General features: G+C 60.6%; 24 protein-coding genes and 1 riboswitch. Of the genes, 2 read left to right on the top strand and 22 right to left on the bottom strand.

Translation table 11 applies throughout. The features are described 5' to 3' along the window. Positions 1-3: 3 nt before the first annotated feature. From thiS to thiD, 3 genes are read right to left on the bottom strand one after another with little or no spacing between them, the layout of a single operon-like run. Positions 4-201, bottom strand: a complete 198-nt coding sequence (thiS, locus tag Q0899_RS09205) for a sulfur carrier protein ThiS (RefSeq protein WP_298296069.1) — start codon at positions 199-201, stop codon at positions 4-6. Continuing rightward, positions 185-1180, bottom strand: coding sequence for an FAD-dependent oxidoreductase (locus Q0899_RS09200; RefSeq protein WP_299192350.1), 996 nt, complete (start codon positions 1178-1180; stop codon positions 185-187). The genes thiS and Q0899_RS09200 overlap by 17 nt, the downstream gene beginning before the upstream one ends. After that, positions 1173-1988 carry a bifunctional hydroxymethylpyrimidine kinase/phosphomethylpyrimidine kinase gene (thiD, locus tag Q0899_RS09195; RefSeq protein ID WP_299192347.1) on the bottom strand — a complete coding sequence of 272 codons (816 nt, stop codon included), beginning with the start codon at positions 1986-1988 and terminating at the stop codon, positions 1173-1175. The genes Q0899_RS09200 and thiD overlap by 8 nt, the downstream gene beginning before the upstream one ends. 58 nt (positions 1989-2046) lie before the next feature. Beyond that, positions 2047-2147: riboswitch (TPP riboswitch) on the bottom strand. 258 nt (positions 2148-2405) lie between these two features. Here thiD and Q0899_RS09190 point away from each other — a divergent pair. Then, positions 2406-3464, top strand: a complete 1059-nt coding sequence (locus tag Q0899_RS09190; RefSeq protein WP_299192345.1) for a helix-turn-helix domain-containing protein — start codon at positions 2406-2408, stop codon at positions 3462-3464. Position 3465: 1 nt separating this feature from the next. On the opposite strand, the gene Q0899_RS09185 is transcribed toward Q0899_RS09190, so the two are convergent. The 19 genes from Q0899_RS09185 to Q0899_RS09095 form a co-directional block, all read right to left on the bottom strand. Continuing rightward, a complete protein-coding gene (locus Q0899_RS09185; protein ID WP_298355763.1) occupies positions 3466-4128 on the bottom strand; it encodes a GntR family transcriptional regulator in 663 nt (220 codons plus the stop codon). A 20-nt stretch (positions 4129-4148) separates the two neighbouring features. Beyond that, entirely contained in the window at positions 4149-5156 is a 1008-nt protein-coding gene (locus Q0899_RS09180; RefSeq protein ID WP_298355766.1) for a Gfo/Idh/MocA family oxidoreductase, read from the bottom strand. Further along, positions 5150-6238, bottom strand: coding sequence for an isocitrate/isopropylmalate family dehydrogenase (locus Q0899_RS09175; protein WP_299192342.1), 1089 nt, complete (start codon positions 6236-6238; stop codon positions 5150-5152). Before Q0899_RS09175 ends, Q0899_RS09180 begins: the two co-directional genes overlap by 7 nt. Before the next feature lie 191 nt (positions 6239-6429). Next, positions 6430-10026, bottom strand: coding sequence for a translocation/assembly module TamB domain-containing protein (locus tag Q0899_RS09170; RefSeq protein WP_299192340.1), 3597 nt, complete (start codon positions 10024-10026; stop codon positions 6430-6432). A gap of 6 nt (positions 10027-10032) precedes the next feature. Further along, entirely contained in the window at positions 10033-11823 is a 1791-nt protein-coding gene (locus Q0899_RS09165) for an autotransporter assembly complex family protein (protein WP_299192339.1), read from the bottom strand. 177 nt (positions 11824-12000) lie between these two features. Then, positions 12001-12735 (bottom strand): aspartate/glutamate racemase family protein, encoded by a 735-nt coding sequence (locus Q0899_RS09160; RefSeq protein ID WP_299192337.1) that lies wholly within the window; start codon positions 12733-12735, stop codon positions 12001-12003. Next, entirely contained in the window at positions 12732-13874 is a 1143-nt protein-coding gene (locus Q0899_RS09155; protein ID WP_299192335.1) for a Xaa-Pro peptidase family protein, read from the bottom strand. The genes Q0899_RS09160 and Q0899_RS09155 overlap by 4 nt, the downstream gene beginning before the upstream one ends. Next, positions 13874-14899 (bottom strand): pyridoxal-phosphate dependent enzyme, encoded by a 1026-nt coding sequence (locus Q0899_RS09150; protein ID WP_299192333.1) that lies wholly within the window; start codon positions 14897-14899, stop codon positions 13874-13876. Before Q0899_RS09150 ends, Q0899_RS09155 begins: the two co-directional genes overlap by 1 nt. A gap of 87 nt (positions 14900-14986) precedes the next feature. Then, on the bottom strand, positions 14987-15604 hold the full coding sequence (ureG, locus tag Q0899_RS09145) for an urease accessory protein UreG (protein ID WP_298296094.1): 618 nt from the start codon (positions 15602-15604) through the stop codon (positions 14987-14989). Beyond that, positions 15601-16251 carry an urease accessory UreF family protein gene (locus tag Q0899_RS09140; RefSeq protein WP_299192331.1) on the bottom strand — a complete coding sequence of 217 codons (651 nt, stop codon included), beginning with the start codon at positions 16249-16251 and terminating at the stop codon, positions 15601-15603. The genes ureG and Q0899_RS09140 overlap by 4 nt, the downstream gene beginning before the upstream one ends. Beyond that, a complete protein-coding gene (locus Q0899_RS09135) occupies positions 16223-16654 on the bottom strand; it encodes an urease accessory protein UreE (RefSeq protein WP_298296098.1) in 432 nt (143 codons plus the stop codon). Before Q0899_RS09135 ends, Q0899_RS09140 begins: the two co-directional genes overlap by 29 nt. Continuing rightward, positions 16655-17833: a M20 aminoacylase family protein gene (locus Q0899_RS09130; protein ID WP_299192329.1), complete on the bottom strand. Its 1179-nt coding sequence runs from the start codon at positions 17831-17833 to the stop codon at positions 16655-16657. 115 nt (positions 17834-17948) lie between these two features. Beyond that, positions 17949-19658 carry an urease subunit alpha gene (ureC, locus tag Q0899_RS09125; RefSeq protein WP_299192327.1) on the bottom strand — a complete coding sequence of 570 codons (1710 nt, stop codon included), beginning with the start codon at positions 19656-19658 and terminating at the stop codon, positions 17949-17951. Continuing rightward, positions 19658-19963 (bottom strand): urease subunit beta, encoded by a 306-nt coding sequence (locus Q0899_RS09120; RefSeq protein WP_298296104.1) that lies wholly within the window; start codon positions 19961-19963, stop codon positions 19658-19660. Before Q0899_RS09120 ends, ureC begins: the two co-directional genes overlap by 1 nt. 57 nt (positions 19964-20020) lie before the next feature. Further along, on the bottom strand, positions 20021-20323 hold the full coding sequence (locus tag Q0899_RS09115) for an urease subunit gamma (RefSeq protein WP_298296105.1): 303 nt from the start codon (positions 20321-20323) through the stop codon (positions 20021-20023). Between the two features lie 3 nt (positions 20324-20326). Next, positions 20327-21100 (bottom strand): urease accessory protein UreD, encoded by a 774-nt coding sequence (locus Q0899_RS09110; RefSeq protein WP_299192324.1) that lies wholly within the window; start codon positions 21098-21100, stop codon positions 20327-20329. A gap of 282 nt (positions 21101-21382) precedes the next feature. Further along, entirely contained in the window at positions 21383-22309 is a 927-nt protein-coding gene (locus tag Q0899_RS09105) for a hydroxyacid dehydrogenase (protein WP_298296109.1), read from the bottom strand. A 1-nt stretch (position 22310) separates the two neighbouring features. After that, the gene (gene comE / locus Q0899_RS09100; protein ID WP_298355807.1) at positions 22311-22874 is read right to left on the bottom strand and encodes a sulfopyruvate decarboxylase subunit beta; all 564 of its coding nucleotides are present in this window, start codon (positions 22872-22874) and stop codon (positions 22311-22313) included. Positions 22875-22876: 2 nt separating this feature from the next. Beyond that, positions 22877-23374, bottom strand: coding sequence for a thiamine pyrophosphate-binding protein (locus tag Q0899_RS09095; RefSeq protein WP_298296113.1), 498 nt, complete (start codon positions 23372-23374; stop codon positions 22877-22879). A 287-nt stretch (positions 23375-23661) separates the two neighbouring features. On the opposite strand from Q0899_RS09095, the gene Q0899_RS09090 reads away from it, so the two are divergent. Further along, on the top strand, positions 23662-24282 hold the full coding sequence (locus Q0899_RS09090; RefSeq protein WP_299192321.1) for a Crp/Fnr family transcriptional regulator: 621 nt from the start codon (positions 23662-23664) through the stop codon (positions 24280-24282). Positions 24283-24294: the final 12 nt, after the last annotated feature.

Here is a 24294-nt window from a genome sequence, read left to right as displayed (position 1 = left end):
CGCCTAGCCCCCTTGCATCGGTGCAAGCACCTCGATCTGGTCGCCGGTCGACAACGTCAACCCCAACCGCGCAGGTGCCGCCACGAAACTGCCATTCACCGCTGTTGCCACCACCGCGTCGGCATAGCCTTGTTCTGCCAGGAAGGCGTCCAATGTCGCGGCGGCGGTTTCGACGACCTCGCCGTTAAGCTGCAATTGCATCCATCACCTCCGGCTTTGTGCCGTCAAAAATCAATTCACCGACCATCCGCGCTACGGCGGGCGCCAGCAGGAACCCATGCCGGAACAATCCGTTGGCACGGATCAGGTTCCCGTCGCGGCGGATGCGCGGCAGGTTGTCGGGGAAGGCAGGGCGGCTGTCGACGCCAATCTCCAGCACCTCTGCCTCGCCGAAGGCGGGGTTTAGCGCGTAGGCGGCGCTCAGAAGTTCTAATAGGGACCGCGCGGTCACGAACCCGCTGGCGGAGCTTTCGATCATTGTGGCGCCAAGCATGAACACCCCGTCGCCGCGCGGCACGACATATAGAGGTATGCGCGGGTGCAGCAGCCGGATGGGACGGTTCAAGCTGACATCGGGGCAGCGCAGAACCAGCATTTCGCCTTTAACGCCGCGCAAATCACTCAGCGTATCCTGTGCGGCAAAGCCGCGACAATCGACGGTCAGGCCTTTGCCGGCCTCCGCAACGGGGTCCGCCTCGGCCATTTCAAATGCCACACCATCCGCCACTAACCCGTCCCGCAACGCAGCAAGCGCGGCCCGTGGTGCAAGATGCGCCTCGTCTTGGAAGAACAATCCTTTGGAAAAGCGCCCCCCGAGGTCGGGCTCCAACGCCTCAATCTCAGCACCAGACACCTGCGCGAAATGCGAGGTTCGGCGCGCAAATCGCTTCAGGTCGCTTTGATCCCGCGCCGCTGACACCACCAACGAGCCGTTCCGCGTCACCGTCCCGGTCTTTGCGCCCCACCACTCGGCGGCCTCTTGTCCCAGTCGAACCACCGGTTCTTCCGCGCTTTCGCCTTCACAGTAGGGGGCCAGCATGCCGCCTGCCCACCACGAACACATATGCGCGCCGATCCCGTCGCCCCGCTCGATCAGGCGCACCGTGGCTCCGCGATCCAGAAGCGTCCGCGCGACGCACAGCCCGGCCACTCCGCCGCCTATGATGGTGACCTCAGTCATGCGCGGCCCAGAGTTGGTGGAAATGATGCACTGGCCCGTGGCCCGCGCCGATCTTAAGCTGGTCAGACGCCTCAATCGCGCCCTGCAAGTAGCGATGCGCCGCCCGAACCGCGTCCTCCATTGCCATCTCCGACGCCAATCGCGCCGCGATGCTGGAGGAGTAGGTGCAGCCGGTGCCATGGGTGTTGATCGTATCAATGCGCCGGGCCTCAAGGGTGCTGGTGCCTTCCGGTGTCACCAACATATCGGTGCAGGTATCGCCTGCGGCATGCCCGCCCTTCATCAGCACCGCCTTGGGGCCCATGGCCAGCAAGGCGCGGCCTTGGTGTTCCATCTCTTCCAGCGTCTTCGCGTGGTCGAGACCCAGCAGTTTGGCTGCTTCCGGCAGGTTTGGGGTCAGCAGGTCCGCGCGGGGGATCAGCGCCGAGATCATCGACTGCACGGCGGCGTCTTGCAAAAGCGCATCGCCAGACTTTGCGATCATCACAGGGTCCAGAACCACCGGCCCTTTGAAATCCGCCAACCCAGCCGCCACGGCCTCGATGATAGCGGGGGAGAATAGCATGCCTATCTTGATTGCGCCGACTGAAAGGTCCGATAACACCGCGTCCAGCTGTGCGCGGACCACTTCGGCAGGTACCTCATGTACGGCCGTTACGGCCACGGTGTTTTGCGCCGTGATCGCGGTGATGACGCTGGCGCCGTACACACCCGCCGCGGAAAATGCCTTCAGGTCCGCCTGAATACCCGCGCCGCCGCCGCTGTCGGAGCCAGCGATTGTCAGCGCAATTGGGATCGCATTTGCCATGTCGTCGCCTCGTCATAGTGCGGGCGATGAAAGCGTTGGGAGAATGGGGGCGCTATGTCTGCGCCAAGTACCCGTTCCCTACGCCGGTATTGCCCGGATCAGGTTCGACGGGTCGCTGCGTGCAGCTCTCAGCCCTGATGGGCCCCCCGACGGATGCGTAGTTGTTAGGGCAAACGCAGGTGACGCGCAATCTGATTCAAGCTTGGGCAACGTCGCATCCGATGATTCGAGCTGGACGGAGCGCGGTACTGTCCAAGGCGCCTTGGGCCTGAATATCGGCCTTTCCGTGACGCGGATCGGAAACGCGGTTCGCCTTTGCTGTCGAGAATTGGTGCGGGACCCGGTTCAAATGCACTGTTTTGGGCGTCACGCCGTGTTAATGTGCGTCATCGCGCGCAATGCAGGGTTGGAGGACAAATGGGACTGAGAGAAGCCGGGTTTCAACCCTTCGGCGCGATAGACGCTAAGCAGCCACGTGAGCCGCTCCAGAAATCCGTAGAAATCTTCGTCGGAAAGGGGTTTTGCGATCTCGAAGTCGCGTCGATTTCGCAAACCTTGGCACTGGCCAATGACATTTTGGCGCGCGACGCATTCAGTTGGCGGTTTGTGTCAGACGCTCCCGGCCTCGTCAGTGGGGCTACCGGGCTAATGGTGCGCGCAGAGCCTGCGATTGATGATCACGGCTTCTCCGACTTGATGATCGTTGTCGGCGGACGATCTGCCGGTAAGGCAACTTGGTTGCGCCGGGTCCGCGCGATGCAGCGCAAGGCGCTGCCCGCGGTTTTGCTTTCGGACGCGGCGACGGCATACATCAATTCTGTCAAACAGCCGGCCGGGAAAGTAACCACGCATTGGCGCGATATCCCGACGCTGGCGGAGACGGGGTATCATCCCAACCTGACGGCCCGTTTTTCCGAAAACAGCGACGGTGTCATAACTGCCGCCGGGGCCGGGGCCACGTCCGAGCTGGTGATCGGCCTTATCGCGCCGATTTTGGACAGCGCTCAGGTTGCAGAATTAGGAAACCGGCTGCTTCTCCATACGATCCGCAAAAGCGATTGCGAACAACCTAAAGATCTGTCCGACAACGAGGGCCTGTTTGACCTTCATGTCACGCAAGCCATCCGATTGATGGAGGACACGATTGCGGACCCCATGTCCATGGCGGATTTGACCGCCGAAGTTGGCCTGTCGACCCGCCACTTGGAACGGGTGTTTCGCAAAGTCTTCGACGACACGCCGGCCAAGTTTTACAAGCGCCTCCGCACGAAACGGGCGCGCACGATGATCGAAGAGACCCTGATGCCCATCGTGGAAGTCGCGGTCGCCACGGGTTTTGGGTCTTGCGATACTTTGTCAAAGGCCGTCAAGGACGAGTATGGGCTGACCCCATCCAAGATGCGGTCGCGCAAGAAGATAAGCTTGCTGAGCTACCACTCCGACACCAACAGCGATCCATCGGGGCCGGCCGGGTGAATTAGACGCTGTTCAGGTGGTGCTTGCGCAGCAACTCTATCAGGACATCCTTGGTTTCCGTGCGGTGAGCATGGTGCATGCGGTGCGCGGCATCCGCATCGCCGGTCCTCAGCGCCTCGTATAGTTTGCGGTGATCGGCGTTAGAGCGGGTGGGCAAAGGGCGCATATGAAGGGTTACCAGCCGGGCGCGGCGGACTTGATCGGACATCATCGATACGATGGCGCTTACCCTCGAATTGTTCCCAAGGCGGACCAGTTCCGCGTGAAACTCGTCATCGGCTTTGGCCCAACCTTCGCGATCTTCGGCGCGCAATGTGCGATCCATCTCGTCAATGCAAGATGACAGCAGGGCCAATTCACCTTGGGTGTAATGGGCATTTGCCGCGTTTCGCGCAGCCAGGCTCTCAAGCTCTGTCAAAACGTCGTAGATTTCAGCCATGTCTGCGGGCGATAGCGGTTTGATGCGCACACCCTTGCGCGGACGGACATCCACCAGCCCTTGCCCCTCAAGCACCAGCAGGGCCTCGCGAACCGGGGTGCGCGACATACCCAGAACTCCGGCAAGTTCGCTTTCAAGATGATCGGAGCCCGCGCCAAGTTTGCCGGTAAAGATCAGCGACCGCAGTTTTTCGACAGCTTGCGATGAGCTGGATGCGGACTTCATCGGGCTCTCATTCATCACTGTTAAAGCTCCACTTTTGACTGCTCTTGAGAGGACTTGTATATCGCAGCCTCGATGGCTGCGACAGTCAGGTATTCCCGCGCGGTGTTTTCAAATCCCTCTCCCTGAGTGAGCGCATTTACGACATGCGCCTGCAGGTTGTGGGTGCAGTCGCCGCCGAAATTTGGGCTGTTGTCAGGCGGCAAAATGCGGGTGGCATCAATCTCACCGAATTTGCGCAACCATACAGAGCCGTCCCCCAACAGGGTCAATGTTCCGTCGGTGCCTTCAAACAGGCCTTCGCCCATCGTGCATCGGGTGTTTTCGGCGGCATGATCGAGATTGCGATTTCCGTCAAACACCACCCGCACGCCGTCGGCATGGTCAAACAGCACATACCCTGCGTCTTCACCGGCAATCGCCGGGTTCACGCGCCGCAAATCGGAATAAACCGCCAGCGGGTCGCCAAAAAGGAAGCGGAAAGTGTCAATGTAATGCACGCCGGTCTCGTGGATCAGGAACCTTTCCATCTGTTGGAAATACGGTTGCCTTTCTAGATATGCGTCGGGCCCCTGACCATCGCCAGGGCGAAGCCGGAACGTTGCCTGCAGAGGCCGCCCGATAGCACCGTCTGATATGTGTTGCCGGATAGCGCGAAACCACGGTTGGAAGCGGAAATTTTCGTGTATGATCAGCGGGATGCCGGCGTCTTCGGCAAGGGCGGTCATTTCTTCTGCTTCCTGCAGCGAGGTGCAAAACGGCTTTTGGCAGATGATCGCCTTTAGGGGGTGGTTGATGGCCAGCCGAATGGCGTCGGCATGCCCTTGTGGTGAAACGATGACGTCCAGAATGTCTGGCCGCGCTTCGGTCAGCATGGCTTCCAACGTGTCAAATACCGGCAGACCAGTGGCCTCGGCTTTTGCGCGGTCCCGGTTGGTCACGCCGACAAGCTTGGTATCGGCGATGCGTTGCCAACCCTCAAAATGGAATTGGCTGAAGTAGCCGGCCCCAACGCAGGCGACCCTCAGCATCCTAACTTTTTCCCAACGGCTTCGGCGGCTTGCGATGTGGTGGCGTTGCCGCCCAGATCGGCGGTCACATCCGCCCGCGCCAGGACCTGGTCTTCCACAGCCTCCCTTATCCTCGCCGCGTCGGCGCACATGGCCGGCACATCGTGTTTCTGGCCCAGCCAATCCAGCATCATTGCGCCGGACAAAATCATGGCAAATGGGTTCGCCTTGCCCTGGCCTGCAATGTCGGGGGCGGAACCGTGGCACGGCTGGAACACCGCTTGCTCCAGCCCGATATCCGCGGACGGGGCCAAGCCCAGCCCACCCATAAGCCCTGCACCCAAATCAGACAAAATGTCACCGAACATGTTTTCAGTGACCAGAACGTCGAAATCCCAGGGTTTTTGCACCATCCAAAGCGCGGTTGCGTCCACATATGCATGGTCAGCCGTGAGTTCGGGGTGCTTTGCGGCTTCGGCGTCAAACATCTCGCGGAAGAAGGCGAAAGCCCGGAACACATTGGCCTTGTCCACGCAGGTTACACGTCCGGGGCCACGTCCTTGGGCTTTTCGGTCCTTGGCAAGGTTGAAGGTGAATTCGAACAACTTTTCAGATATGTCGCGGGTGATGAGCAGCGTCTCCCGCGCCTCGTCTTGGGACACCTCGCCGCGGCCTTGTGTGTAAAACAGCCCTTCGGTGCTTTCCCGGATCAAGACGAAGTCGATGCTTTTGCCCGCCGGCATTTTCAGGGGCGTTTCACCACCTGCGGCCACACGGACCGGGCGGACGCCTGCGAATAGCTTGAAGGCCTTGCGCAAATCAATCTGGGGCGAAATCTCGGTGCCATCATCATAACGCACGTCAGGAAGGCCCATGGCGGATAGCAGAATTGCGTCCGCCGCCCCGGCAGCTTCCAGCGACGCCGCTGGCAGGCTTTCACCGGTCTTGGCATAGTGAGTTGCGCCCGCATCATGGTTGGTGAAGGTCAGATCATACTCTGCGGAGGTTTCGGCCAGCTTGCTTAACAATGCCACGGTTGGTGCCGTGATTTCTGGGCCGATACCGTCTCCCCCAAAAACTGCGATATCAAATGCTGCGGCCATGAAGCGTCCTTTCTACGTCAGGATCACCACCGGCAATTGGGCGGAACCTTACGTCATTAATGTATGCGTTAATGTATGCATAGAGCGGATGGCCGAAAAGGAAAAGCCCCTGCTTCGCGCAATTTAAGGAAAGATTGTCCACATTGGGCATCAAAACAGACAAAAGAAGTTCTGACCAGCCTGCCCGCAGCCTAGTAGTCCTTCTCAAAGTATATCCCAATGGATGTGTCTCCTGACGCGGATGCTTTGCCGCGCGCCGTCAGGTTTGGGGTCAGATCGACGTTGATTGACACCTCCGCGCCGTCCGTGCCGCCGACCTGCACATCTGTGTAGACATTGTCCGAGATGTATTTGCCCGCGCGCAACGCCGCATTTCCCTCAGCGTCGGTGGTGATGTCCAGATCGTCGAGATCGAAGCTTTTGCGTAGCTTCGAGACAATGCCCTCGCCGCCACGACCAGACAGCGCGGCAACAGCATTTGCCAGCTGCAACGCCTGAAACGCCGAAAGTTGAGACGCATCACGGCCGAAGAAAATTTGCGCCAGCACTTCGTCCTGCGGGGCTTCAGGTGAGGATTCAAACCGCACCTCAGGCTCGGACGCAGGACCCTCGATGATAACGCTCGCGGTCCCAACAGAGGTGCGCGTCGTCGCCACAAAACGCAGGAACGGATCAAAGTTGCCCTGCAATTGCACGCTGCCTTCATCAAGGGTGAACCGCTTTTCCAGTATGTCCAGCCGGCCCCGGATCAATTCAAAACGCCCGGATGATACGATGTTTTCTGTGGTCCCGGTCAGACGCAGTTGGCCGCCCAGTTCAGCATCAAGGCCCCGACCGCGTACAAAAATTCTTGCTGGGGCGGAAACCAGAATATCCAGCGGATAGGCCGGGCCGGTTGCGCCATTCGCTGAGGACTTCGGATCGTTCAGGCCTGCCCGGGACTGCGTCTGGATCACAGCAGGCGCGGCCCCGACATGTACAATTTGCGGCACAATTGCGAACCCGCCGAGGCCCGAGGACGGTACACTGACATTGGTCTCTCCGACGTCAACGCGTCCGGCGATGCGCGCCCCGCCGGTCAGGTTGCCGCTGACCGATAGGGCCCCGCTTAGCACCGTGCGGTAAAGGGCCGGGTCCACTATCTGGACGTCGTCCAGAGCGATATTGAGAGTAGCAGGTACCGCACGGCTCAACGTCAGGGGTCCGCGCACACTTACCTTGCCGCCGGATGCAACCTGAGCCGCCATATCAACGTTGGCCTGTCCGCGGGCCAAACCGACGGTGGCGGCGAAGTCGGTCAACGCGATCTTCAGGTTGGGGGCAGACAGGCGGCCCTGCGTCGCGGTGATCTGACCGCTGACAGAATTCAGCGCAGCAGGGCCATCAACACGCAAATCAAATCGCGTTTGCCCCTGCAAGCTGCGCGGCGAGATGAACGGGTTTGCCAAAGCCAATGGCGCATTGCCGGCGACAGACAAGGCAAGTTGCCCATCCCCACCGACCCGCCCGACAATGTCTGCTGTGGTGCCAACCGGGCCTTCCAAGCCCGTGTCCACGAACCAATTGGCACCGTCCTGCCGTGCACTGCCGCCGATAGTCAGCGGCCCCGAGAGTTGTGGAATCACAGATGCCACATTCGGCAAGCGCGCGCTGAAGGACAGTTTCGGTGCCGCACCTGTTACGGCGCCCGATATCTGCGCGACCAGCCCATAAGGGCCCGTCGCGTCTGTTGCCACTTGCAGCCCGCTCTCTGTTTGCTGCGCGGTTCCTTTGATTGTCGCTCCGCCGGGCAGCTGGGGGACAAGCGGGCGGACATCCGGCAGGCTGGCGTTGAAGCGGATATCGGGGGTGTTTTCGCCCGTGACGCGGCCCCCGACTACGGCGGCGAGGCCATAGGGGCCTGACGCTTCCACATCGACGCTCCAGCCTCGGCCATCGTGTAGTGCGGAGCCGGACACTTGAAGCGGGCCGTCGATCTGCGGCGTGACCAAAGCCACATCATCCAGCCTTGCGTCAAACTGCACATCAGCCTGGCCGGTTTGCAGCCGGGCGTTGCCAATCATCGAAATCTGGTCATTACGCAGGTTCAGGTTTTCAATTTCGGCACCCGTTGTGTCGCGTATGGCGCGCAGGGCCAGCCTGGTTTGCCCCGCTAGAACGGCGTCCGCCTGCGCCTGCCCGATGGCCAAACCGTCGACAACCCCATCCACGGCGATGTCAAATACCCCACCCAAAGCTGCCGTTCCCTCCAGCGCGACGGCGGCTGACCCACGCAGCGCTTGGCCGGATAGAGCGGCGAAGCGCGACATGTCCTCGGCCTTCAAATTCAGGTCAAATTCAGTTTCAAAGCCGCTATCGAGGTCACCGATCGTGGCCGCGCCGGACAGGCCGTAATCGCTCCCCGCCAGGTTCAGGTCGCGCAGCCGCAGCGGCTGGCCTTCAGAATAGTCGATCTCGAGCTGGCCGGACAGGCTGGGGCCTAAGGCGTCCGCAAGGGCATCGTCGGAAAACATGATCCCGTCCGCGATGAGATCGAGGGTGGCTGTGACCTTGCCGATTGCGTTGACATCCCCGTCCAGAGTGCCGTCCGCATCTAGAGTTATCTGCTTGATTTCAATGTCGGACCGCGACAGACCGGCGATGTCAAACGTGCCGGCCCAACTATCTGCTCGCGCATTGTCGTAAAGCACGTCCAGCGTCGCTTCCTGCACGCGGGTTTCTTTGCCAGACAGGGGCAACAAAACCGGGGTGCCGTCTGCGGATACAATTTTGCCCGCCAGCTTTAAGGCCGTTGGCCAATAATCTCGGTTTAGCGTTACCTGCCCTTCAAGCCGCAACGCATCGGTGGCCAATTGCAACATATCCAGCGTCAGGCTCCCATCGCCTGAGCGGCGGCCGGTAACCTGCAAGGCGACCGCTTCGCCAAAGAAGGGGCGATACTGAGGGGCGAACAACGCGGTAACATCCCCGCCAATATTGGCCGTGAACCTGCGGACAGAGGTGATGCCCGGCGTTTTGGCCTCCTGCGCACGTAAGCTCATGTTGCCGCTGAGCCGTTCAGTACCATCGGTGGCGATGACCAACTGCATCGCAAAATCGTCAAGCGGGCCCTCGCCATTGACACGCATTGCGACAGAGGGCTGGCCCGGCAGGTCCAGCAGACGCGCGGCGACGCCATCCGCTTCCTCGGTGAGATTCAGGTCCAGCGTGATCTGCTCGCTGGAGCTGTCAAAGGCGGCCTCAAGGATTACCTGTCCCACCTTGTTGTCGCTGCGCATAGCGTTCAATTTGGCGGAGCCCTCGCCGCCCGCCAACCGGCCTGAGGCCTCCAGGCTCATGCGCAATTCCTCGCCCAGCACCGGTGCGCCCACCACAATTGTGTCTGCTTTAAGTGCGTCAATCACCACCGATACAGGTAGATCCGGCAATGCGAAGCCAGGCGCCTCAACGTCCGGCAGATCGTTGTCGGGGGCGACGGGCAAGCGGGGCAGGGTGATGGTCTCGGCCGAAAGCTCTTGTATTTCGATCCGGCCGCGCAGCAGCGCGGAGCGGTTCCAATTAATGCCCACGTCTTCAAGGCTCAGCCAAATGCCGTCCTCATCTGCGACGGTGATGCTTGCGATGCGGGCGCGGCTGCTAAGCGCGCCGCTGAACCCGTTGATCTGCACGTCTCGGCCGTCGCCGCCAAGGCTGTCTTCCAACAAATTGGTCAGGTAGCCTTTGTCATTGCTCTGCCCCAGGGCCGCGACGGGAAGCAGGGCGAGCCAGAGGCAGAGGAGCACACGCATGACCATTTAAAAGGCCTGCCCAATGCCGATGTAAACTTCGAAACCAGAATTCTCGCCCGGTCCACTGACAGGCACCGCCAGATCAACGCGGATCGGACCAATGCCGGTATCGTATCGAATGCCAAAACCGGCACCGCTGTGCCAATCGCCATCTGATCCGTTGGGAAAGGCCTGCGCTCCGACATAGCCCGCGTCCACGAACCCAACGAGGCTTAGCTTGTCGCCGGTTTTTACCCGCACTTCCCCCGACAGCCCAAGAAAGGAGCGCCCGCCGATTTCTTGGCCGCCACCCAGATCCACGCCCAAGGACTGGTAATTCTGTCCGCGCACCGTGCCGCCGCCGCCGGAGTAGAACAGAAAATCAGCTGGTGCCGTGGCCAGGGTTGGCCCGGAGACCGAACCAAGTTGGCCGCGCAGCGCGAACGTCAGGTTCTCTGCCGCCCCAACGGTCTTGTAGACACGCCCGTCAAGATAGGTGCGCACACCGCTCTCGGTGCCCTCAATTGCCACGAACGGTGTGACACTGGCGAAGACGTAATACCCGGCCTTGGCATTTAGCGGGTCGTCCCGGTAGTCAAACTCAGCTGAGGCCGGCAGCGTAAAGATTGTATAGTCCCGCACGCCGAACGCATCCTCAGTTCGCGCATGCTGCAGGCCAAGCCCGAACGTGTATTCGCGCTGGTCGGACGCGTAGCGCCTGATTCCGGCCTCAACTTTGAACCGGTCTGCGCTAAAGCTTTCCTCGTCCAGGCTCTCCAGTTCGGTCAGCGCGAAAAAATCTGTGTCCTCGTTGAACGTCGCGGGCCGGGAAAAGCGCGCGCCTATTTTGAAGTCGGCGCCCCCGGTTTGGCCGCCAATGCCTTCGATTTCGCCTTCCAGCCGGAGCCTTTCCGCCCCGCCGAACAGGTTGCGGTGCAACCAAAAGCCAGAAAGCCCCAGCCCGTCAGTTGACGAGATTTCGGCCCCAAAGCCGAACCGGCGCGGCTTTTCCTCGACAATCTGTGCATTGATGTCGAGCGTGTTGCCTGCTCCAATTTTTTCGGCCTCGCTCAGGGCAGCGACTTTGAACGCGCCAGTACGTCTCAACCGCGTGGTGGCTTTGCGTACTTCCTCAGGATCGAATTGTCTGCCGGAAGGCAGCCCGGCGATATCCCGGATCCGGCCGGTACGAACCGAGGTGTTGCCCCGCACCACAAGGTTGCCAAACGTCAGACGCGGCCCCGGTTGGAGCTGAATATTCGCATCCAACTCGCGCGCCGGATGGCGGGCAATCAGCCGTTGTTCGGCAATATCGGCCTTTGCGTGTCCAGCAGCACGCCAGCCCTCTATGCCGGCCTCGACCGCGTCGCGGATCGTTCCCGTCTTCGCAACTGCGCCACGCGAGAAATCGGCGGGCAACTCAGTGCCGCGCGCGATTGGGGCTATGGCCGTTTCGCCAAACTGGAACCGCGCCCCTGGATTGATGGTGATGGCGACTGTTTGGATTGCTCCGGGAGAGGCGAGTGGGGATATCCCTGCGGCTTCCCGTCCGTTGACGCCGATATTGATCGTGGGGGCGAAATAGCCTTCCTCATAAAGTGTGCCGATCAGTCTGCCGTAGTCCGCCTGCGCCGCCGCCAGAACGTCTTGGGGAGACGCGTCTGCCTTGTCGGCCAAAGGCGCCACCAGGGATGCCGCCAACAATTCGGCGTTCAATTCGCTGGAACCTGCGCTGGAGGCGAAACGTAATTCAAACGCCAGCAACTGGGCAGGCAAAGCCAGAAACATCAATATTGAAAGGCCTAGTTGGCGCGACATGTTGCTGTGCATCCTTTTGGACGATGCGTTGCGTGCTCGATTTACAGGAAAGGTAATGCCCTGTCTGTCTGCGGCAATACAAACCCGGGTACAATCGCAAAGCGGCTGTAGTTACGTCAAGTTGATCAGCCCCAACGAGCGTGAGAGGCCGCTGACATCGGCCTGGTTAACTGCCGTTCAGGCCAGCAATCGACCAAAGCCCGACACATGGAGCGGCGCGCCGGCCAATCGCGTAAGATGCCATGCAAGGACCTGATTGCTTGAGAGGACCGGGAGGTCGAGATCACTTTCCAGCGGGCCGATCACGTCGAATGTGCGCAGATTGGTGCAGGACAGGAACACACCGTCGATACCGCCCTGCGCCGCAAGGTTGAACGCCGCTTCCTGAACCGAGGCAGCGTCAATGCGCACCACCTTTTGTTCCTCGGCTTCCTCGAAGGAACCAAAAACCGGGGTATCTATTCCATGCTCGGCCAAGACCTGCCGGAGGCGGTTGGACACTTCTTCGATGTAGGGCGAAAGAATTGCCAGACGGGACAGGCCAAGGTGCTTGCACGCGGCAATCAGTGCGGAAACCGGCTGGCTGACCGCACCGGTAGATACGCCGCCTTGGACCAGCGAAGAAATCCTTTCAGGGCCAATCTGGGCTGTGCCGGAGGTGCAGCCGTATCCGACCGCGTCGAAATGCAGCCCGCGCGGGAACAGCCCGGCGGCGTCTGGCAGGTGTTGCTCCATTTGCTGAAGGCTGTCGCTGGTAACCTCCAATCCGCTGGTCACCCGCGAGATATGCAAGTTGATGTCCAGCGGCAGGATCCGGCGAAAATCCTGCTCGATGGTCTCATCTGATTGAAGTACAATTAGGCCAAGCGTCTTTTTGTGTAGTTCTTCCAAATCATAGCGAAACGCGGTCACGTGCGCAGTTCCAGAATGTCGGGATGGGCGGGCCTACTGAGGTATTCAGCGCCTGTTTCCGTAATGACTATGTTTTCCTCGTGAACCAACATCTTGCCCGGAAGAGTTTCAATTCCCGGCTCCAAGGTCAAGACCATGCCCGGTTGCAATGTTGTGCGGTCTGTCGGGATGATGGAGGGCCATTCCGTCAGCTGCATCCCGAGCCCATGCCCCAAGCGCCCCGCGCCGCTCCCCCCTGCGCCGCCGGTACAAATCGCGTCCATGGCGTGAAAAAGCTCTGCGGTTGTGGCGCCCGGCTTGCAAAGATCAAAGGCGGCTTCGGTGGCCTCAATCAGCCGTGAATGTGTGCCGGCCACCAGCTGGGTCGGCGGACCGACAGAAAAGTTGCGGTCAAAATCGCAGAAATAGCCGTCATGCACCAATCCGGTGTCCAGCATCAGCACGTCATTTTTGGCCAAAGGCGTTTCGGTGGCCGGCGAAATGACGTCGCCGTACCCGTCGCGCGCGGCGGCGCCTGCAAGATACGGCACCCAATCCGCGCCTTCCTCCAGGCAAAGCATCTGGAATCGGCGAAACACCTGTTCAAGCGGCACGCCCACCCGCGCGATCTCGCCGACGCGGGCGAAGGCTCGGTCGGCAATTTCGCAAGCCGTTCGGATTTTCCCGATTTCGGCGGGTGATTTCGTTAGCCGGAGGCGGCGGGTAATGTCGGCGTCCGAGGTCAGGTGCAGCGTGTCTTGCAATGCCAGAACCGTAGAGAGGGGCGCACGGACATGGCTTTCCATACCAGACGATAAACCAATGGGCCCCCTTGCAGCGACCTCGTGCAGTGTGTCGCGCAAGAGGCTGACCCCGTCATCGCCTAGATCAGGTGCGCGCCATGTGCGAATATCCCTTATCCAGGTTTGGCTCATGAGGTTTGCACCGATTGAGGGGATCACCGCAATCGGATCGCCGCTGTCGGGCAAGATTAGGAACCAAGGTCGGGTCGGGCTTTCCCAAAACCGGGTTAGAAAACCGCTGTAATAGCGCAGCTCCGGTTCCGTTGTTAGAAGCAGTGCGGCGAGACCTGCCTCAGCCATCATGTCTTGCGCGCGGTCTCGGCGGTTGTGGAATTCTGCCTCGCTGAACCCGCGCATCACGCGGGCCCTTCGCTCAAGATACACAGAACGCGGGACCTGTCCGTGAGCTGGAAAGCGCCGTTCGCCAGCATCATTGCAACCAAGCCTGCGCCGCCCGAAGGCGAGGTTGCAAACCCGGCATCTCGCAGCTTTTCCGTTTGGGCAGCGGCTTCGTCTTCGGAAATCGTGCAAAACCAGTCGGCATCCCGCGCCAGACCTTTCAGCGCAATGAATGAAGGCTCCTTGCAGTCAAGACGCCCCATATTGGATACCGGTCCCTCGCTCAACACCGGGCAGCCCGCCTCAATAGAGGCGATTAGGGCGGGGGCTGCTTCCGGCTCAACAACGGTGATGACAGGGGCGTCGCCCCATTCCTTGCGTGCAGCGGCAGCGCATGCGCCGGCCAGCCCGCCAACTCCGGCCTGCAGGAAGATATGGGTCGGGGCGTCTGGCATTTGTTCGAACACCTCCGCCATTAACGCCAAATACCCCTCCATCAGCCGGTGTGGCGGGTCGTAGTAGCCGTCCCACGAACTGTCGGACAGCAGCTGCCAGCCATTCACCTCGGCCGCCCTTTGGGCGGCGGCCATGCTGTCTTCGTAGATATTGCCTTCCCGGCGGACCTCTGCTCCTGTTTGGCGCAACCGTTCCGCGAAGCTTTCCGGGACGCTTTCGGCGATGTAGATGACCGCCGCGGCGCCAAAAACCTGCGCCCCTGTCGCAACTGACAGTCCATGGTTTCCCGCGCTCGCGGTGACATAGGTGCGGCCCTTCGCCAACCCTGCATCCGCATCACAGGCAATCACATAGGCGGCGCCGAGCGCCTTGAAGCTTCCCAGTCCCATCCGCCCGCGTTCGTCCTTGATATGAACTTCGGCAACGGAGGCCAGCCTGTCGCCCTGCAGCAGTGGCGTGGCAGCGGCGGACGGGCACCGCGCCAACAGGCGCGCCGCCGCCGTCAGGTCGTCACTGGGAAACGGGGTTTCGGGCGGCAGCGCAATCTGGTGGGTCGAATGGCGAAAGGGGTTTGCAATAACGCGCATGGGCAAGCTCCGTTGTTTGACGAAACATGCCCCCTGCCGCTGATTGCAACATTGCGGCACCCGCCGCCTTACGGTTCAGAAACGACGCTATCGCAATCCGCCGATTGCGCGGATATGGGCCAATACGGCGTCAATGCCGTCGCCATGTTTGACCTGCGCGAAGACAAACGGGCGATCGCCGCGCATCTTTCGCGCGTCTCGGTCCATCACGTCCAACGACGCCCCGACATGTGGCGCGAGATCGGTTTTGTTGATCACCAAAATGTCTGACCGGGTTATGGCCGGCCCGCCTTTGCGGGGGATTTCTTCGCCGGCGGCCACGTCGATGACGTAGATTGTCAGGTCCGCGAGTTCCGGCGAAAATGTCGCGGACAGGTTGTCGCCTCCGCTTTCGATCAGCACCGCGTCCAGATCTGGGAAATCGGCGTTCAAGCGGTCAATTGCCGCCAGGTTGATCGACGCGTCCTCGCGGATGGCGGTATGCGGGCAGCCGCCAGTTTCTACGCCGCGTATGCGGTCGGAGGGTAGGGCTTGCATGCGCACCAGCGCCTCGGCGTCTTCCTGAGTGTAGATGTCATTGGTCACGACAGCGACTGAATGCGTATCGCGCAGTGCACGGCACAAGGCGGCGGTCAACGACGTCTTGCCGGCGCCAACCGGGCCGCCAATTCCAATCCGCAAGGGTCCGTTCAAAGAGTTGCTCATGTCTGAAATATCCTCGTCCCCATGGTCTCGTGCTGCATAGAGGCCACATCAGCCCCCCACGCCGATCCGCCCAGGTCATCCAGGTCGCAATCCTCCGAGGCCGCCGCAGCCTCGGCGCAAACGGCCCCCAATCTGTCAATCATTGCCTGCGCGTCCGTTTGTCCGAGCGCGCTCAGGCGTTGTGCGCAGGCCACCAAATTTGATGCAAAAAAGGCGTGCAGGTAAACCGTAACGACCGGCGCGACCGGCATTTCCCGATGTGCAGCGGCCACACCAAGCGCGACCGGGTAGATCAGCCCCTCGATCTCCAACTGAAAAGCGCCCCGCAAGGTCCGACAAAATGCCTCGCCCTGCAATGTGGTCTCCTGCAGGCGTTCCGCAGACGGCGACATCGCACGCCCCAAACTGTCCGCGTCATCCACTTGGCCGCTATACGCGGCCCTGAGCAATATCGCGTCATTCCACCCCGCGCCGTGGCGCAACACGTCCTCGAGCCAGCTTTCGAGGTCTATCCCGTCTTGAAGCGCGAATTCCAACCCATGGGAATAGCTGAACGCCCCCACGGGGAACGCCGGCGACAGCCATTGGGTCAGTGTCATCAGCTGTTTGGGGGACAGGTCAGTGGGCATGGCTGTGGGTGCGCCCATGTCCATATGCGCCGCCTTCCGGCGTAAACGGCTCTTTCACTTCGCGCACCTTTGCGCCCAGCTTCTTCATCAGGTCGTGGATGACGTGGTCGGGTTGCACCAACACGCGGCCCTGTTCGATCTGGGCGGGGCAGTGGCGGTTGCCTATGTGCCAGACCAGCGGCAGCAGGTTGGTGGCGGTTATCTCCAGCAGCGGCTCAAGTGCCGCGCGCACGCTGATGACGGACCCATCCTCCAAAGCGAAGCCGTCGCCTTCCTCCAGGGATGTGGTGTGAGCCAGATCGACCAGAAACTGGGTGCCGTCATCGCTGGTCAGAACTTTGCGGCGCAGGAAGCGATCTTCGTAGCTCAAGGTGCAATTGCGGGTGCCCCCGGCTTTCACGATTTTTGAGGCAACCAACATTCAGCCAGCGAGCCTTTGTTCTGCCAGTGTCACCCAGTAGGAGCAGCCAAGTGGGATCACCTCGTCGTTAAAGTCGTATTCGGGGTGATGGAGACCCGCGTTGCGGCCGCCTTCGGTCTTCACGCCCAACTGAATATAGGCGCCGGGGCAGGCCTGCAGCATATAGGCGAAGTCCTCGCCGCCGGTGACGCGCGGGGCTTGCGCGTTCACCTTGCCCGACACCGTGTCAGCCGCGGCGACGCAGTGGTCTGTTTCCCGGGCATGGTTGTCCATAACGGGGTAAGGGATTTCGTCCATCGTCACCTCGGCAATGCCGCCATAGGCTTGCGCCGTGGTCTGGGCGATGTCTTTGACGCGCTGGAGCGCCACGTCGCGCAGGTCCTGGTCAAAGCTGCGCACGGTGCCCTGCAGCCGCACGTGTTCTGGGATGACGTTGAAGCTTTCGCTTTCGGTCCGGAAGCTGGTGACTGACACCACCAGCGGCTGCTGTGGGTCCGCGTTACGTGACACAATCGACTGCAGTGCCATCACAATGGCCGAGGCCACCAATGTCGTATCAACGGTGTTGTTGGGCCGGGCCGCGTGCCCGCCTTTGCCGCGCACGTTGATGGCGAAACTATCGCACGCCGCGTAAAACGGCCCTGACCGGATGGCGAACTCGCCAAAGGGCACCATGGGGGAATTGTGCATTCCGTAAATCTCTGAGATGCCAAAACGGTCGATCAACCCGTCCTGCACCATCTCTTCGGCCCCGGCGCCGCCTTCCTCGGCGGGCTGAAAGACCACGGCCACCGTCCCTTCGAAATTGCGCGTTTCCGCCAGATATTGCGCGGCTCCAAGCAACATGGCGGTGTGTCCGTCATGCCCGCAGGCATGCATCTTGCCCGGCGTTTTCGAGGCATGATCTGCGCCGGTCGCCTCCAGGATCGGCAACGCGTCCATGTCGGCGCGCAGCGCAATCACCTTGCCGCCGGAACCGCCTTTGCCATGGATCAACCCGACAACGCCGGTGCGCCCCAACCCCTCGACAACTTCGTCACACCCAAAGCCTTTGAGCTTTTCCGCGACAATCCCTGATGTGCGGTGCGTGTCGTACATTAGTTCTGGATTTTCGTGAAAATCCCGCCGCCAGGCAGTGATCTCTGGGTGCAACTCAGCAAATCGGTTTCGTATCGGCATGGTCTTTCCTTCTCGAAACGGGTCCAGCCCCATCATTGTTTCAAAAATACCTTGGGGGTTTGGGGGCAAGGCCCCCAACCGGTCGGCGCGGGCAAGGCCGCGCCGAACCGTCAGTTTAGAACATGAAGTAGCGCTGCGCCATTGGCAGCACCTCTGCAGGTTCGCAGGTCAACAACTCCCCATCTGCGCGCACTTCGTAGGTCTCGGGGTTGACCTCCACCTTGGGCAGGGCGTCGTTCAGGACAAGGTCTTTTTTCCCGATGTTGCGGGTGTTCTCAACGGCCAGACATTCCTTCGCCAGTCCGAGCCGTCCGCGCACGTCCTCTTCCATCGCGGCGGCTGAAGTGAAGATCACGGCCGACTTTTCGACCGCCCGTCCCATCGCGCCGAACATGGGCCGCGAATAAACCGGCTGCGGTGTGGGGATCGACGCGTTGGGGTCGCCCATCTGGGCGCAAACGATGGAGCCCGCCATCAGCACCATTTCAGGTTTCACCCCGAAGAACGCCGGGTTCCAGATGACGATATCCGCCCGTTTGCCTTCCTCTAGCGAGCCGATCTCGCGCGAAACCCCATGCGCAATCGCCGGGTTGATCGTGTATTTCGCGATGTAGCGCCGCACGCGGAAATTGTCATTCTCGCCGGTCTCTTCGCTCAGTCGCCCGCGCTGTTTCTTCATCTTGTCGGCGGTTTGCCAGGTGCGGATCAGAACCTCGCCCACACGCCCCATGGCCTGGCTGTCGGATGCAATGATCGAGAACGCGCCCATGTCGTGCAAAATGTCCTCGGCGGCAATCGTTTCCCGCCGGATGCGGCTTTCGGCAAAGGCCACATCTTCCGGGATGGACTTATCCAGATGATGGCAGACCATCAGCATGTCCAGATGCTCTTCCAATGTGTTCACGGTAAATGGCCGCGTCGGGTTGGTGGACGAGGGCAGCACATTCGCGTCGCCGCAGATTTTGATGATATCCGGGGCGTGCCCGCCGCCCGCGCCCTCGGTGTGGAACGCATGAATGGTGCGCCCCTTCATGGCGGCGACCGTATTTTCGACAAACCCGCTTTCGTTCAGGGTGTCCGTGTGGATCATCACCTGGACGTCCATGTCGTCGGCAACGCCAAGGCAGCAGTCAATTGCCGCCGGCGTCGTCCCCCAGTCCTCGTGCAGCTTCAACGAGCACGCGCCGCCTTTCACCATCTCAACCAGCGCATCGGGACGCGAGGCGTTGCCTTTTCCCGCGAACCCTACATTCATCGGGACGCCGTCCACAGCCTGCATCATCCGCCCAATATGCCAGGGACCGGGCGTACAGGTGGTCGCCAACGTGCCGTGCGCGGGGCCGGTGCCGCCGCCCAGCATGGTGGTCAGCCCCGAATGCAGGGCGTCCTCCATCTGTTGCGGGCAAATGAAATGGATATGGCTGTCGAAGCCCCCCGCCGTGACAATCCGGCCCTCGCCTGCAATCGCCTCAGTGCCCGGCCCGACGATAATATCCACGCCCGGCTGCGTATCCGGGTTGCCCGCCTTACCAATCTTGTGGATGCGCCCGTCTTTCAACCCAATGTCGGCTTTGTAAATGCCGGTGTGGTCCACAATCAGCGCATTGGTGATCACAGTGTCTACCGCGCCCGCCGCGCGGGTGGCCTGGGATTGTCCCATACCGTCGCGGATCACCTTGCCGCCGCCGAATTTGACCTCCTCGCCATAGGTGGTCAGGTCGCGTTCTACCTCGATAATCAGGTCGGTATCGGCCAACCGCAGCTTGTCGCCCACGGTGGGACCAAACATCGCGGCGTAGTCGCCTCTGGAGATAGTTGCAGGCATCAGAGGTCCCCCATCACTTTCTGGTTGAAGCCAAACACGCGGCGCGCGCCCGAAATGGGGATCAGGCTCACTTCGCGAGACTGGCCCGGCTCAAACCGCACGGCGGTTCCGGCGGCAATATCAAGCCGCATCCCCCGCGCGGCGTCGCGGTCGAAGTCCAACGCGAAGTTGGCCTCGCCGAAGTGGAAATGGGACCCGACCTGGATCGGGCGGTCGCCGGTATTGGCCACCAACAGTACAATCACTTCTGCGCCCACGTTCAGCTCCAAATCGCCGGCTGCGGGAAATACTTCACCTGGAATCATCTAGCGGCCTCTTCTTGTCTGCGTGCCGGGCTTCGTTTTGGTAAAAATACTCATGGCTCATCGGATCGGGTTATGAACTGTCACCAGTTTGGTGCCGTCCGGGAACGTCGCCTCGACCTGCACGTCGTGAATCATTTCCGCGACGCCCTCCATGCATTGCGCGCGGGTGATGACTTGCGCGCCGGCCTCCATCATGTCGGCAACCGACCGCCCGTCTCGTGCGCCCTCGACCACGGCGTCGGTGATAAGAGCAATCGCCTCAGGGTGGTTCAGCTTCACACCGCGCGCCAGCCGTCTGCGGGCAACTTCGGCAGCCATGGAGATAAGGAGTTTGTCTTTTTCACGAGGGGTCAGCTGCATGGGTCAAAGGGTCCAGGGTTTGGGAATGTCTGCGCCTGAGAGGCGCGCTATGATGGGAATGGCAATCTGGCGGAGCGCGTTGGAGCTTTCGGCTATCAACCGTATCACCAGCAGGTCAGGGCTTTTGAGGCTGACCCCGCCATTCGTGCCAATCATGTCGCGCATGGCAGAAAGGTGGTTGCCAGCATCACAATGCACCAAAACGATCGACGCCATGGCACGGCCGCCCCGGCAGATCGCGGCGCCTTGAAGGTGAGTTTCGACATCCCCAAGCAAACGGGTCGCGTCAGCGTGTAAAAGACGTCCGTCTCGGTAAATGCGCAATCTGTCGTTGAAATGGACCGACCGAAGATGCTCCCCCATGGCCGTGCGGCCAAAGATGAGAGGTTCGACCATCAGGTAGCTGGCATCACCCGCCAATTCGACATCCGTCCGGCGCGCAAAGCGAGATCGATCAAATAGGATGGTTTCTTGCGGCAGCCAATTGATGCGGGCCCCCGCAGCGACGCAGAGCCGGGTTCGCAGATGTGCAGTTTGTTGTCCGGTCGCACGGTATATGCGCTCTGCAGCTTGGGTCGTGAGCGTCAATGTCGCACCGGCCTCGGCTTCAGCCGCGATATCAAACCGGTCACCGCCCGTCATGCCGCCCGCGCAATTCAATGTTACCGCATTTAGCGCGGCCGCCGCGGAGCGGGGGAACAAGGCGCGCAAGGACCCGGATTGGCGCAGGTCGCCCAACGCGGACCGGCCGCCGCGCAGTTTGGCCGACAGCTTCAAACCGCCCCGCGCGCGCGGTTGTTTGCTGACGGTTGGGCTGTTGGCAAGCGTGTTGATGACGGTCTCCTTGGCGGCGGATCAAACCGCATACGCCCCGGACACACAACATTTTGGACTCGAAATAGCGGCTGCCCGACCGCCACTTGCCTAAAATTCAGGCATCTAGCCGCGTCTTGCAGCAGTCCGGCATTGGGGCGGCATCAAAATCAGCGCGGCGGCACTGCAAAAGCCTCGCCATCTGAAACGCGTTCGAGTCATTCTTAAGAAGGTGAAGAAGGTCAGCTAAGCGAGCGCGCTACGGACGTTTTTCGCGGTTAGCGCCGACACGCGCGTGTTGGATTCGACCGTCACACCCGCGATATGCGGTGTGAGGATCAGGTTGCTGAGGCCTTTGAATTTGGCTCCGTCCTCTTTTGTCAGCGGCTCGCTGGCGAAGACGTCAAGCGCGGCGCCAGCAATCTGCCCGTTGCGCAATGCCGCAGCGAGGGCCGCCTCATCGACAACGCCGCCGCGCGCGGCGTTAACAACGACCGCGCCGGGGTTCATTGCAGTCAGGATGTCTGCATTGACCATATCGCGGGTGCCGTCAGTCAGCGGCACATGCAGCGACAACACGTCAGATGCGGCCGCCAGTGATGCCAGATCTTCATGCCGCGCCACACCGTCCCATGCCGCGTCACCTTCCGGAACGAACGGGTCCATGGCGGCGATCGTCATCCCCAGCGCTCGTGCCATGCTGGCAGTTTCCCGCGCGATGGACCCAAAACCGGCCAATCCCAGCGTCTTGCCTGACAGCTCGCCCCCAGACATGTCCTGACGTGGCCATTCGCCCGCGATCATCCGGTCAAAGCCCAGATACGCGCCCCGTAGCAAAATCGCGGCCGAGGTGATCACATATTCCGCAACCGACAGGTCATTCGCGCCAGAGGCCGGATGCACCGAAATCCCCGCCGCCTTGCAGGCGTCGAGGTCAATATTATCGAGGCCGACGCCCAAGCGACCCACCGCCCGCAAGGAGGGCGCGCCTCCCAACAGCGCCCCGCGCACTTGCGTGCGGTTGCGGACAATGATCGCTTCGGCGTCGGCCAGTTCCGCCAGAAGGCGGTCGCCGTCATCCACAAGTGTCGGGTCATAGACCACGTTATGGTCAGCCCGCAGGTCCTCCACTGCGGCTTCGTCCATAAACTCGGAGATAACGACTTTCTTCATCTCAGGCGTTCCGCTCTTTGATGGTTTCCATGAAGCGGTGACGGATCACGACGGGGTCCATGGTGATCACCGGCACCTTGATGTTGCCGCTTTCGCATTTGGCCACGATGATGGTCATCTTGTCGCCCGCAAGCGCGTCCTTGACGGCTTGCACGGTGTCTTCTGCTTTGCAGGTGACAACGTTCTCACAGCCGCAGGCCTCGGCTACCTTTTCCAGCTTGGTCAGCTTGCCCGCATAGGTCGGCTGGTCGCCGGTCGATCCGTAGGACCCGTTGTCGATGATCAGAAGCACGTAGTTGTCGGCCACGTTGTTGGCGATGGTCGGCAGGGTGCCCATGTTGGTCAGAACCGACCCGTCGCCATCCACAACCAGCACTTTTTCCTTTTGTGCAAGCGCAAGGCCAAGCCCGATGGACGACGCCAGCCCCATGGTGCCCAGCATGTAGAAGTTGGACGGCTGGTCGTCGATCATGTGCATTTCCTGGCTTGGCAGGCCAATGTTCATGACAGTCAGGGTGTCTTTGATGGTCGGGGCCAGTTCTTTCAGAATGTCAGAGCGGATCATGATTAGTACCCTTTCCAGAAAGAGGCGTCGGTCAGGATGGCGACCGGTTTGTTGCACATGAAGGTGTATTCAAGGATCTTGTCGAACTCTTCGACGTCGTTTTCCTCGTGGAAGTGGTAGGTCGGGATGTTGAGCTGCGCTAGCAGTGCTTTGGTGTGCACGGCCATTTCCGCTTGGCAGGCCACGGGCTCACCCAACTCCCCGCGATAGCTGATCAGCATCGGCAGTGGCATGCGATAATACTGTGTCAGGGTGACCAGCGTGTTGATCGTCACACCGATTGCAGTGTTTTGCATGATGATGGCCGACCGCTTGCCGCCCATAAAGGCGCCTGCGCACAGGCCCATGCCCTCATCCTCTTTGTTCGAAGGGATGTGGTAGATGTCGGGATGCTCTTCGCATTTTTCGATCACGCCGCCCAGCTGCTTGCAGGGCACGGTGGTGATGAACTCGACCTTGTGGCGGGCAAACGCGTCCACGATCTTGTCATTGACGGACATGGGATGGCTCCTCGGAGGGTGAATTTGCCCTGATATCATTCAAAAGCAACGCGAAGGCAAATCAAACTGATTTTAGGTTATGTAAAGCTTTGCTTAAGTCGGGTTGCTGCCCATGCTCAATAACCTGACGGGACTGTCGGCTATCCGACAAGGTCGCGCGGAGAATCGCCCTATCGTTGCCTCGGGTAGGGTAACGAGTTGCATTTTTCCTGAGGTGGCTGAATGCTTCAGCCATGAAGCATTCGAAACGGTTCCCGCATTTATTGTCATGCGGACTGTTGGCTGGCATGTCAGATGCGGCCAGATCCAAGTTTGTGGATGACTGCAATCTGCGCACATTCGGGACCAAGACAACGATCCTAAGCCAAGGCGACATAGGATCGGGGCTGCTTTTTGTGGCCGACGGTTCTGTCGAGGTCTCCTACGTCAGCGAAGACGGGAACAAGGCGGTCGTTTACGTGTCGGTCACAGGCGATGTTCTCGGCGTGGTCGAGGCAATTGCCGAACGGCCCTATGCGGCCAGTTGCAAGGCTCTTCCAAGAACGACGCTGTTGTTCTGCTCCAAGGCCCGGCTGGATCAGCAGCTGTCTTGCCCGGCCTTTGTGCGAAATTTTGCGGGCTATATTCATGATCTTCTGGAGCGCGATAACCGCAATCAGGCTGTGCATCAGTTCTACACGGCGGAACAACGTATCTGTACCTACCTGCATGAACTGTCGGCGCGACGCTCTGACCTGCGGTTGAGCCAGTCCTATCTGGCAACCGTCGCTGGATGTTCACGCCAAACGGTAAACCGTGAGCTTGGGGTGCTGCGTGACGCCGGCTTCATCTCGATGGCAAGGGGGCAGATCAACGTGCTGGACCGCGCAGCGTTGTTGGTCAGGATCAGCTCATTTGAGACGGGGTGACAGTGGACCGGA

Origin of the sequence: uncultured Litoreibacter sp., from assembly GCF_947501785.1 — a bacterium.
Lineage (GTDB): Bacteria > Pseudomonadota > Alphaproteobacteria > Rhodobacterales > Rhodobacteraceae > Litoreibacter.
Note: the sequence above shows the minus strand (reverse complement) of the source record. Positions and strands in the feature narration are given on the sequence as shown.

Coding starts and splice junctions, on each gene's coding strand:
- thiS (WP_298296069.1), bottom strand. CDS start 201: ATGCAATTGCAGCTTAACGGCGAGGTCGTCGAAACCGCCGCCGCGACA.
- Q0899_RS09200 (WP_299192350.1), bottom strand. CDS start 1,180: ATGACTGAGGTCACCATCATAGGCGGCGGAGTGGCCGGGCTGTGCGTC.
- thiD (WP_299192347.1), bottom strand. CDS start 1,988: ATGGCAAATGCGATCCCAATTGCGCTGACAATCGCTGGCTCCGACAGC.
- Q0899_RS09190 (WP_299192345.1), top strand. CDS start 2,406: ATGGGACTGAGAGAAGCCGGGTTTCAACCCTTCGGCGCGATAGACGCT.
- Q0899_RS09185 (WP_298355763.1), bottom strand. CDS start 4,128: ATGAAGTCCGCATCCAGCTCATCGCAAGCTGTCGAAAAACTGCGGTCG.
- Q0899_RS09180 (WP_298355766.1), bottom strand. CDS start 5,156: ATGCTGAGGGTCGCCTGCGTTGGGGCCGGCTACTTCAGCCAATTCCAT.
- Q0899_RS09175 (WP_299192342.1), bottom strand. CDS start 6,238: ATGGCCGCAGCATTTGATATCGCAGTTTTTGGGGGAGACGGTATCGGC.
- Q0899_RS09170 (WP_299192340.1), bottom strand. CDS start 10,026: ATGCGTGTGCTCCTCTGCCTCTGGCTCGCCCTGCTTCCCGTCGCGGCC.
- Q0899_RS09165 (WP_299192339.1), bottom strand. CDS start 11,823: ATGTCGCGCCAACTAGGCCTTTCAATATTGATGTTTCTGGCTTTGCCT.
- Q0899_RS09155 (WP_299192335.1), bottom strand. CDS start 13,874: ATGCGCGGGTTCAGCGAGGCAGAATTCCACAACCGCCGAGACCGCGCG.
- Q0899_RS09150 (WP_299192333.1), bottom strand. CDS start 14,899: ATGCGCGTTATTGCAAACCCCTTTCGCCATTCGACCCACCAGATTGCG.
- ureG (WP_298296094.1), bottom strand. CDS start 15,604: ATGAGCAACTCTTTGAACGGACCCTTGCGGATTGGAATTGGCGGCCCG.
- Q0899_RS09140 (WP_299192331.1), bottom strand. CDS start 16,251: ATGGGCGCACCCACAGCCATGCCCACTGACCTGTCCCCCAAACAGCTG.
- Q0899_RS09135 (WP_298296098.1), bottom strand. CDS start 16,654: ATGTTGGTTGCCTCAAAAATCGTGAAAGCCGGGGGCACCCGCAATTGC.
- Q0899_RS09130 (WP_299192329.1), bottom strand. CDS start 17,833: ATGCCGATACGAAACCGATTTGCTGAGTTGCACCCAGAGATCACTGCC.
- ureC (WP_299192327.1), bottom strand. CDS start 19,658: ATGCCTGCAACTATCTCCAGAGGCGACTACGCCGCGATGTTTGGTCCC.
- Q0899_RS09120 (WP_298296104.1), bottom strand. CDS start 19,963: ATGATTCCAGGTGAAGTATTTCCCGCAGCCGGCGATTTGGAGCTGAAC.
- Q0899_RS09115 (WP_298296105.1), bottom strand. CDS start 20,323: ATGCAGCTGACCCCTCGTGAAAAAGACAAACTCCTTATCTCCATGGCT.
- Q0899_RS09105 (WP_298296109.1), bottom strand. CDS start 22,309: ATGAAGAAAGTCGTTATCTCCGAGTTTATGGACGAAGCCGCAGTGGAG.
- comE (WP_298355807.1), bottom strand. CDS start 22,874: ATGATCCGCTCTGACATTCTGAAAGAACTGGCCCCGACCATCAAAGAC.
- Q0899_RS09095 (WP_298296113.1), bottom strand. CDS start 23,374: ATGTCCGTCAATGACAAGATCGTGGACGCGTTTGCCCGCCACAAGGTC.
- Q0899_RS09090 (WP_299192321.1), top strand. CDS start 23,662: ATGTCAGATGCGGCCAGATCCAAGTTTGTGGATGACTGCAATCTGCGC.